8 protein-coding genes are annotated in these 8,223 nt (G+C 52.0%); 4 read left to right on the top strand and 4 right to left on the bottom strand.

Going from position 1 to position 8,223, the window contains the following annotated elements:
• Positions 1 to 75: 75 nt before the first annotated feature.
• The 4 genes from FEU76_RS18390 to FEU76_RS18375 form a co-directional block, all read right to left on the bottom strand.
• Positions 76 to 1,497, bottom strand: coding sequence for an aminotransferase family protein (locus FEU76_RS18390; protein ID WP_096921632.1), 1,422 nt, complete (start codon positions 1,495 to 1,497; stop codon positions 76 to 78).
• 13 nt (positions 1,498 to 1,510) lie between these two features.
• Positions 1,511 to 2,278 (bottom strand): SDR family NAD(P)-dependent oxidoreductase, encoded by a 768-nt coding sequence (locus tag FEU76_RS18385; protein ID WP_062361069.1) that lies wholly within the window; start codon positions 2,276 to 2,278, stop codon positions 1,511 to 1,513.
• A 100-nt stretch (positions 2,279 to 2,378) separates the two neighbouring features.
• Entirely contained in the window at positions 2,379 to 3,149 is a 771-nt protein-coding gene (locus FEU76_RS18380) for a sulfite exporter TauE/SafE family protein (RefSeq protein WP_096921631.1), read from the bottom strand.
• Positions 3,150 to 3,288: 139 nt separating this feature from the next.
• Positions 3,289 to 4,797 carry an aminotransferase-like domain-containing protein gene (locus tag FEU76_RS18375; RefSeq protein ID WP_096921630.1) on the bottom strand — a complete coding sequence of 503 codons (1,509 nt, stop codon included), beginning with the start codon at positions 4,795 to 4,797 and terminating at the stop codon, positions 3,289 to 3,291.
• 343 nt (positions 4,798 to 5,140) lie between these two features.
• Here FEU76_RS18375 and FEU76_RS18370 point away from each other — a divergent pair, with 343 nt between their 5' ends.
• The 4 genes from FEU76_RS18370 to FEU76_RS18355 all read left to right on the top strand — a co-directional run bounded on the left by FEU76_RS18370 (position 5,141) and on the right by FEU76_RS18355 (position 8,149).
• Positions 5,141 to 5,947, top strand: a complete 807-nt coding sequence (locus FEU76_RS18370) for a transporter substrate-binding domain-containing protein (RefSeq protein ID WP_227407447.1) — start codon at positions 5,141 to 5,143, stop codon at positions 5,945 to 5,947.
• Positions 5,948 to 6,044: 97 nt separating this feature from the next.
• Positions 6,045 to 6,686 (top strand): amino acid ABC transporter permease, encoded by a 642-nt coding sequence (locus FEU76_RS18365; RefSeq protein ID WP_062361076.1) that lies wholly within the window; start codon positions 6,045 to 6,047, stop codon positions 6,684 to 6,686.
• Positions 6,687 to 6,723: 37 nt separating this feature from the next.
• The gene (locus FEU76_RS18360) at positions 6,724 to 7,389 is read left to right on the top strand and encodes an amino acid ABC transporter permease (protein ID WP_096921629.1); all 666 of its coding nucleotides are present in this window, start codon (positions 6,724 to 6,726) and stop codon (positions 7,387 to 7,389) included.
• Complete coding sequence (locus tag FEU76_RS18355; protein ID WP_096921628.1) at positions 7,382 to 8,149, top strand: amino acid ABC transporter ATP-binding protein; 768 nt, start codon at positions 7,382 to 7,384, stop codon at positions 8,147 to 8,149. The genes FEU76_RS18360 and FEU76_RS18355 overlap by 8 nt, the downstream gene beginning before the upstream one ends.
• Positions 8,150 to 8,223: the final 74 nt, after the last annotated feature.

Here is an 8,223-nt window from a genome sequence, read left to right as displayed (position 1 = left end):
GCCTCATCGGTCTATCCAAGACGGTTTTAGATGGGGGATCTCTCCAGAAAATGATTAATAATGCCTATCATTTGGTTAAGCCCATGCGGGCTGCATATTAAATACCTTGGCCATAGCGTCATCCAGAATACGCACAATATTGTCAATATCCGCTTCGCTAGCGATGAGCGCAGGGCTGAAATTGAGAATGTTGTTATAGCCGCTCATGCTACGGTTGGTTCGGCCAATCAATAGCCCACGCTGTTTACATTCGGCGGCAATAGCAGTGGGAATGCGCTCATGAACAGGAGCTTTGGTGACTTTATCTTCCACTAGCTCAATACCTGCAAAAAGTCCCATCCCCCTGACATCGCCTATCATCGGATAGTGTTCAGCTAATGTGCGGAAACCGTCTAATAGCCGCTTGCCCATACGGGCGCTGTTATCTACTAAATTTTCGCGCTCAATGATTTCCAGGTTGGCTAATGCGGCTGCCTGGCCCGCTAAACAGCCACCGAAGGTGGAGATATCACGAAAATAGCCCAGAGTATCTCCCTCGCTTTCCTGTAGAAGGGCATAAACGTGCTCGCTGGTGACGGTGCACGAAATGGCTGCGTACCCAGACGCAACCCCTTTGGCCATAGTGACAATGTCTGGCTGAATGCCAAAATGCTGGTAACCAAACCATGCGCCTGTACGCCCCAGGCCACAGACGACTTCGTCCATGATCAGCAGTACGTTGTGCCGCTGGCAAATGTTGCTGACATGCTGCCAATATCCTTCAGGGGGCGTGATGATGCCTCCGCCAGCTGTAATCGGTTCAAGAATCACTGCTCCGACGGTGTCTGGGCCTTCCTGTAGGATAACGTCTTCCAGCGCTTGGGCGGCACGCAGCCCATAGTGTTCGGCATCTGGGTACTGATTGCGATACTCACAGCAGTGTGGAATAGCAATAAAATCAGGCACAAAAGGCCCGAAGTGGTCGCGTCTTTCGTTCTGCCCAGATGCGCTTAGCGTGGCAATGGTCGTACCGTGATAGTCGCGGTCGCGGTAAAGTATCTTTTGTTTTTTGCCTTGATAATGTTTTTGACTGATCTGGCGTACCATCTTGAAGGCTTTTTCATTGGCCTCGGAGCCTGAGCTTGAATAATACACCCGGCTGAACCCAGACATCTTTTCCAGTAGGCGAGTGGCAAACCGAGTGGCGGGTTTGCTAGCCATGGAGCCGGCGAAATAGTTGAGCTCCAGCAGCTGTTGGTACATGGCGTCGGCAATTTCACGGCGCCCATAACCGACATTGGTTACCCAGACCCCTCCGGCCGAAGCGTCCAGGTATTGATTGCCGTCACTGTCCCAGAGTTGAAGCCCCTCACCGCGTACAAACATAGGGACACCCTTTGCCGCTGCGGCTCCAGGCGTCAGATGGTGCCACACATGCTGTTGATCCTGGTTCTTTAGGTCTTCCAACTCGCAGGCTTCTGGCTGTGTTGTTGGTGTGCTTTCTGTCAGCTTTATCATGATGTGCTCCTGATTAGGTATCTTGTGTTTGACGATAAACAGAAAAGGGTGACCAGGACTGGGTCACTGGCATGACTTCAAGGTGGTTGATGTTTAGATGAGCGGGCAGATTAGCCAGCCATAAAATGGTCTCTGCAACGTCTTCCGGCTGTATGGCCTCAGCGCCTTCATAGAGTTGTTGGTAAGCTTGCTGATCACCGCCTGTGCGTACTAACGTGAATTCACTTTCTGAAAGGCCAGGAGCCAGGTTGGTGACGCGCACACCGGTGCCCGAGAGATCGCAGCGTAGTGCGTGAGAGAACTGATCGACGAATGCCTTGGTGCCACAGTAGACATTGCCGCCAGGATACGGCCAGCGCCCGGCAATCGAACCTAGATTGATGATGCTAGCGCCCCGGCCATGGTCAATCAGGGTCGGAAGAAGGGCATGAGTGACGCTGGCCAGCCCTGCGATATTGGTATCAATCATTTGTTTCCAGTCATCGAAGTTACAGGCCTGGGCCGGTTCGGTACCAAGCGCCAGCCCAGCATTGTTGACTAGCACCTGAACGTACCGGTGGGAGGCTGGTAAGGTCGCTACCGCATTCTGGACGGCCTGACGGTTGCATACGTCCAGTGTCAGAGTGTGAACGGCACAATATTGAGCAAGCTCCTCTTTCAGGGCGTTCAAACGCCCTTCTCGACGGCCAGTCAGTACCAGTGACCAGCCTGCCTGTGCAAAGCGTCTGGCCGTTGCCAAACCAAATCCGGATGTTGCACCGGTAATGAAAATGACGGGCATGCATATCTCCTTGAGTTCACGAAACGATAAATACACGGTGGCTCTTGCGGACAAGTGCCTGAATAGCAACTAACGCCCCCCGGTGAATCCGCACATCGCCTTACGGCATTGCAGCGCCGGAAACTCCTGGCCACAGCTCATTCCCCAGAATCCATAGCGCCATCACGATCAGTAGCGGGCTGACGCTTTTACGATAAGAAACAGGTGGAAAGCGGTGGAAACAGTACTGTCCTAACCAGGCGCCCATTAGTGCAGCAGGCAATAACACGCCAGTCATGATGAAGGCTGATAAGGGCACGGCGCCGTTAAGGCTATAACCGAAAAGTGCTGTACTGCTGGCCGCTATAAAAAAAACGATGGCGGTTGCTCTGGCTTGGGCGGCACCCAGTGTGGTGTGCATCAGATACAGCATCAGAGGAGGTCCACCGGCAGATGCCACTGCCATGGCTAATCCTGACGCAGCACCGGCAGGAACCGCCATGATCCTGTCACGCCTGCGAGAGCGGCTTATAAGGCCCGAGGGTAAAAACGTTGCCACAGCCCCAACCAAACAAAGTCCTGCAATAAGCAATTTAGCGACGTGGTACGGCAGTGATGCCATCACCAGGGTGCCCAGCAATGACATGCCAAGCATGGCGGGAACCAAGCGGGCAAGTAGAGTTTTTTCTGCGGCCTTCCAGGCGCGCCGAGCCAGCCCGAGAGCGCCCAGAATATCCAGCATCAGAACCACCACGATGACCTGCAGAGGGGGAAGAAACCAAAGCAGTCCCAGCGCTAACGTCATGGCAAAACCAAAGCCGGTATAGGCGCGAATACCGCCAGCAAGAAGTGCTAACAGTGTGCCGGGTAGCAGCCAGTGGACGTCTGTCATGATGTGGTTCCCCTCAGTGACGTGGTCTATGACCTTAGCGGGGAATAGTGTCTAAGGTTTAGGGCCAGTTGCGCGTGGCCGATGTGACATGATGCTGTTCAGCAGGTGATAACTGAGATAGGGGCATGATCAAGCCAAGTTAACGTGCCAGCACCTTAGCCAGGGTTGTAATCCCAGGAACGATCTGGCGCTGGGCTATGGCTTGGAACCCAAGGCGCAGGAAGTGGCGCGGAGGAGCCGCATCAAAGAAATGCTGAAATCCGGGTTCAATCAATACACCCTGTTGAGAGGCCTGCCAAGCAAGCCGCTGTGTATCTATGTCAGGAGTAGCGCTCATCCAGAAGGCGCTGGCTCTGGAATGGCTGCAGCAAGCAAGGTCCGGAATATGGCGCTGTAGTGCTTCGCGCAAAATGTCCCGGCGCCGGTCAGTGTCGTCGATGTGTGTTCTTAAATACTTCTCGTAATACCCCTGAGCAATGAATTGAGCAACTTGATGTTGAATGTTCGCTGGTGGATGACGATACATCAGCCGCCTCAACGCTCGCATTTCATTAATGAGTTCAGCGTCTGCAACGACATACCCAAGGCGCAGGCCTGGCGCAAATGCTTTGGATAAACTGCTGAAATAAATGACGCGATGACCCACAGAGCCCGCTTTCATGGCGGGCAAAGCCTGTTTGTCACCATGCAGTTCTGCGTCATAGTCATCTTCCAGAATGACTTGATCATGGCGCATCACCTGCGCCTCAAGCGCTCGGCGACGAGCCAGCGTCATCCTAACACCGGTCGGAACTTGATGACTGGGGGTCACATAGAGGTAATCACACCGGCTTGATCGTTGATCGATCACCATGCCTTCTCGGTCAATATCATGGAATACCAGCTGCGCACCGCAATGCTGGAAAATATTGGCAGCTTCTTTATACCCTGGGTTTTCCATGCCGACATGGCTGTGTGAGTCCAGCAAGAGCTGAGAAAGTAGAAAAAGCGCATTCTGCGAGCCTAGGGTGATCAGAATTTCATCCTCTCTGGCAAAGATACCCCTTCGAGGTAGGACACGCTGGCGCAACTGCTCGATCAGCAAAGGGTCGTCCTGATCAATGCAGTCATTCAGCCAACTTTTCTCCCGGGTGGCGCCCAGCAGCCGCCGAGTAATGCCACGCCACTGTGACAGTGGAAACTGTTGCGGATCTAGCTGGCCATATATGAAGGAGTAAGGGTAAGCGTGCCAGTTGCTTGGCTTTAATACGCCTTCAAAATGGCTAGGACGCTGCTTGAGTCTGGCGTTCCATAGTGGTGCGTGATCAGTGGTATTTGCATTAATGTGATGCCGTATACTGTTTTGGCAAGAGGAACTCTGTGGCGGTCGATGCGACGCTTTCTCCGATAAATGGTCGAAATGATAGTCCGGGTGCAAATAATAGCCACTGCGTGGTCGGCTGATGATATAGCCGTCATCAGCAAGCGTTTCATACACGATAGCGACCGTGTTTCTAGATACCCCGAGTTGCTTGGAGAGCTTGCGGCATGAGGGCAGAGCCTCATTGTCAGGCAAGCTGCCAGAGTGAATGGCATCAAGCAGTGCTGACCTCAGTTGTTCCTGCAGACAGCGGTCTGTGTCTTTGTGCAGCGTTAAGCCGAGAATCATAGAGTCACTCCTTTCCGTAACGCTGTTGCAGGCAGCAATGCTGCCTTCTCGGGCGACAGCCCATCATGCTCGTGCATTATGCGTGCCATACAACTGTCCATATCTTGTCAGGCAACTGGCTCTAAGCAGATAGTGACGAAAATTCTAAGGTGGTGGGACGTTCAGCATGCCCATGGCGGCTGGCAGCTTGATTGAACAATGCCTTGAGCAGGCGTCTTGCGGAGAACTCACCATGCAGCCTTTTAATTTTCTTATTGATCAATCACTAACTCGTAAGCTCGTCGCATCAACGATGCCTGGAGCCTTCAGAAGGGGCGCTGTACTAGCCCTAGGAAGCCTAGCCATGAGTGCCTCTGTGATGGTGCTGGCGGCAGATCTTCCGGAAATCGAGGAGCGTGGTTACATGCGTGTTGCCACTGAAGATAACTATGCGCCTTTCAACTTTATGAATGGCAGTGATCCGGATGGCTTTATCGAAGATGTGCTGACTGAGCTTAAAGCGTACGCTGACTTTGAAATTCGTCAGGAAATCTTACCCTGGACAGGCTTGTTGGCCGCTGTATCGAACGGCCAGTATGACGTGGCGATTACTGGTGCATCAGTCTCGGATGAACGTCTGCGGGTCTTCAATTACGCACCACCTTTTGCCTCGGCACAGCATTTTTACATTAAGCGTGCAGGTGATGATCGTATCAACAGCGTGGCGGACCTTGATGGTATGACGGTTGGCGTGCAGGCGGGGAGTGTCCTGCTGACACGTCTGCCCGAGCTTGAAGCCATGCTCGAAGAAACAGGCGGTGAACTGGGAAATGTCATGGAATATGAGGCCTACCCGGAAATCTATGCTGATCTTGCCAATGGTCGACTGGATTACGTCATCAATTCGGCGGTACCCGTAAATGATCTTATAAGTACGCGTGGTGATGTATTCGAGGCGGGACAGGCGGTATCCGGGCCGGGGTTTGTTGCCTGGCCGGTACCCAAAAATAGCCCTGAACTTCTTACTTATCTGACGGACTTCATGGCTCACCTTAGAGAGTCAGGCCGCTTGTACGAACTACAGGAAACCTGGTTTGGTGAGTCGTTCGAGGAACTACCTACTACCCCGATAATGAGTGTTGAAGAGTTTCACCAAATGGCTGGCATGTAACCGCCAGTGTCATTAATGAACGAGTCTTTAACGCCAATGGCGAGCAGGCTACCCGGCTTAAAGCCGGGTTCCTGTGACACAGAGAGGGGTCTCGATCATGGATAGTAGCGCTTGGGGGTTGTTGTTTCAGGGAGCATGGACAACAGCCTGGATATCTGCCGTCTCTATTGCACTGGGTGTGGTGCTGGGCCTCATTATTGCCCTGATACGTTTGGCAAGGTTGCCTTTCATACATCAGCTATTGGGCACCTATATCAGTATTGCAAGAGCCACCCCGTTGGTTACCCTTGTGCTGTTTATCTTTCTCTCAGGCCCGACCTTCGGTATCAACTTGGATCGCAATGTGGCGGCCATCATGGCCTTGACGCTAAATACTACGGCGTTCAATGCAGAAATCTGGCGTTCAGCCTTTAACAATTTCTCTAATGACCAGCGTGAAGCCGCGATGGCAGTAGGGATGACACCCTGGACGTATTTTCGACGCATCATGCTACCTCAAACGGTGATCACCAGTTTGCCTAACCTGGTCAACGAAATGTCTTTTCTAGTGAAAGGCAGCCCAGCAATTGCGGTAATCGGCATTGTTGATTTGACACGTGTGACCAACCGTATTTCAGCGGTGACCTATGATCCTTTGCCGCCCATTCTGGCAGCCGCTCTATTGTATATGGCGATTATCGGATTCCTGGTATGGGGTCAGCGGATCGCTGAACGTAAGGCAAATCGATTAGCTATGTAAGCCATTGTATTAATGCCTGATATGTCAGGGAGGGAGTATGAGCAACTGGGAAATTCTATGGTCTTCCCGCGATGTGTTCTGGCAAGGGTTTGGAAATACCGTCACCATCTTCGTCATTTCCGCGATTGCTGCTTTTTTATTGGGAAGCCTGCTCGTCTTTATAATGGAAGGCGCCAAGCCCAGGTTGAAGACGCCACTACGCATTTTCATTGATGGTATGCGAATGCTGCCTTTTCTGATTTTGGCGTACCTTTTCTATTATGGACTGCCTAGTCTGGAAATACGCTTAAGCGCCTGGCAGGCGGGTGTGTCAGCCTTGATTCTTTATCATGGTGCCTATTTTGCCGAAATTTTGCGCGGCAGCCGGGTCACCTTGTCCAGTGGACAGGAAGAGGCCGCAACAGCTTTAGGGTTTTCACGTCCGTCCATTTTCATACGCATTATATTGCCACAACTCGTTCTCCGCACGAGAGGGGTGATGGGAAACCAGCTGATTATCCTGCTTAAGGACACAGCCTTTCTGGTGATCATTACCGTGAGGGAGTTAACGGCTGCTGCTAATAGCTTATCAAGCACCTACTTCATCCCTATGGAGGCCTTTATTGTGGTAATTGGCTTCTACTGGGCGATCAGTTTAATGCTTGAGCAAAGCATCCGCCTGCTGGGGCGCCTTGGTGAAAAAAGAGGTTTTAGCAATGCCTGAATATTCTGAAGTGAGCATCAACAATCTATCCAAAAGTTTTGACGGTACAGAAGTCCTCAGGGATGTCAGTCTCGATGTTAGCAGTGGCGAAGTGGTCAGTATTCTGGGGTCTTCGGGGTCAGGCAAGTCCACACTGCTAAGGTGTATTAACTGGTTGGAAGTGCCTGACCGGGGCGAGATACGTATTAACGGAGAACGTATCGGGGTTCGGGAGGACTCCCGCAAACCGATGACTCGACGAGAGCTGGCCAAAGTACGCACTCAGCTGGGCATGGTTTTTCAGGGATTCAATTTATGGCCGCACCTTTCGGTACTCAAAAATGTGACCGAAGCACTCATCTATGTTCAAGGCTTGAAAAAAGAGGAAGCCCGGGAGCGTGGTATGGGATTCTTACAAAAAGTAGGAATGGCAGAGAAAGCGGATACTTATCCGTGCACACTTTCTGGGGGACAAAAGCAGCGGGTCGCCATTGCACGTGCGCTGGCCATGCAGCCTAAGGTCATGCTGTTTGACGAGCCCACTTCCGCATTAGACCCTGAGTTGGTAGGTGAAGTGCTGGCGGTGATGCGTAACCTGTCACAGGAAGGCTACACCATGATCATCGTCACGCATGAGATGGATTTTGCCCGTAACGTTTCAGATCAAGTGGTGTTTCTGGATAAAGGAATCATTATTGAAAAATCGGCGCCGGATGTGTTTTTTAATAATCCTGGTAGTGAACGGGTTAGGCGGTTCCTTGAGCTGGATAAGGCCAGCTGACATTAGCCATAACTCTCGCAGCACAACCACTATGCCTTCGTAGTTTTTCTGTGTTGCGTCACTATGGCGCGATA

Origin of the sequence: Halomonas sp. C22 (genome assembly GCF_007655045.1) — a bacterium.
Lineage (GTDB): Bacteria > Pseudomonadota > Gammaproteobacteria > Pseudomonadales > Halomonadaceae > Vreelandella > Vreelandella hamiltonii.
This window is presented reverse-complemented; position numbering and strand designations above follow the sequence as displayed.